Consider the following 1156-nt stretch of genomic DNA (forward strand, 5'->3'; position numbering starts at 1 on the left):
ATGATCCTCGCCGAGGCGCTGGTCCGCAGCCATGTCGACGCGCTCAAGCGCAAGATGCTCGAGCCCGAGGCCGCGATCCTCGGCTGCACGCATTACCCGCTGATGGAGGACATCTTCCAGGAGGCGCTGGGGCCCGAGGTGACGGTCTATTCGCAGGCCAACCTCGTGGCCGAGTCGCTGGCCGACTACCTGCGCCGTCACCCTGGAATGTTGGGGTCGGGCACCGAGTCCCGCTTCCTGACGACCGGCGATCCGCGCAAGGTTTCGGGGCATGCCACCCGCTTCCTGCGGCGCGAGATCAGCTTCGAATCCGCCTGAGCCCGGGGCGGGCGGACCGCCCGTCCCGTAGATCACGGCTGCGTCAGTCGGGACGGATTTGATCTTGCTCACGGACACGCCTTCCGGCAGGTGCCATATAGTCGGTGCTGACAAGCCGTGATCCCGGCGTCATAGTCGGGTCAGGAGGAGATGCCATGTCGCTCAAGTCGCTGAAGAAGAAGCGCCGGATCCAGGTGGTGGCGCTGGCCGCCGTGGCGCTGGTCGTGTCGACCGTGCTGATCGGCTACGCCATGCGCGACGGCATCAACTTCTTCCGCTCGCCGAGCCAGCTGGTCGAGGCCCCGCCGACCCCCAACGAGACGTTCCGTCTTGGCGGGCTGGTCGAAGAAGGCACCCTGATCCGCGGCGACGGCCACGAGATCCGCTTCAGTGTCACCGACGGCGGTGCCTCGGTGCCGGTGGTCTTCGCGGGCGTGTTGCCGGACCTCTTCGCCGAGAACCAGGGCATGGTCGGCACCGGTCGCTACATCGACGGCGTGTTCCAGGCTTCAGAGATCCTCGCCAAGCATGACGAGACCTACATGCCGAAAGAGGTCATCGACGCGCTGAAGGAACAGGGCGTCTACGAGGACCCCAACAGCTGACCTTCGGCCGTTTCGGGGACTCCCGAAATACGGGCTTGGGTCAGGTCAGAACCTTTTCGTAGAAACAGAGCGCGTCGGCCTCCAGCGGCGGCAGCGGCGCGTAGGGGCCGCGTTCACGGAAGCCGAGCGCGCGATAGAGCGCACGGGCGCTCTCCAGCGTCTTCAGCGTGTCGAGCAGTACGCGGGCCTGTCCGCGCGCCTCGGCTCGCACCACGAGCTCGGAGACCAGCGCC

2 protein-coding genes and 1 pseudogene are annotated in these 1156 nt (G+C 66.7%); 2 read left to right on the top strand and 1 reads right to left on the bottom strand.

Annotated elements, in window-relative coordinates; genetic code table 11:
* Together HC022_RS27080 and ccmE are read left to right on the top strand one after the other, a co-directional pair.
* Positions 1-318, top strand: a pseudogene (locus HC022_RS27080) (glutamate racemase); the annotation flags it as partial.
* Positions 319-473: 155 nt separating this feature from the next.
* Positions 474-923, top strand: a complete 450-nt coding sequence (gene ccmE / locus HC022_RS27085; protein WP_089960916.1) for a cytochrome c maturation protein CcmE — start codon at positions 474-476, stop codon at positions 921-923.
* 40 nt (positions 924-963) lie between these two features.
* Here the strand turns inward: ccmE and HC022_RS27090 are convergent.
* The coding region (locus HC022_RS27090; RefSeq protein WP_368484862.1) for a GNAT family N-acetyltransferase at positions 964-1156 on the bottom strand (193 nt) is incomplete at its 5' end.

Origin of the sequence: Salipiger sp. HF18 (assembly GCF_011806505.1) — a bacterium.
GTDB lineage: Bacteria > Pseudomonadota > Alphaproteobacteria > Rhodobacterales > Rhodobacteraceae > Salipiger > Salipiger thiooxidans.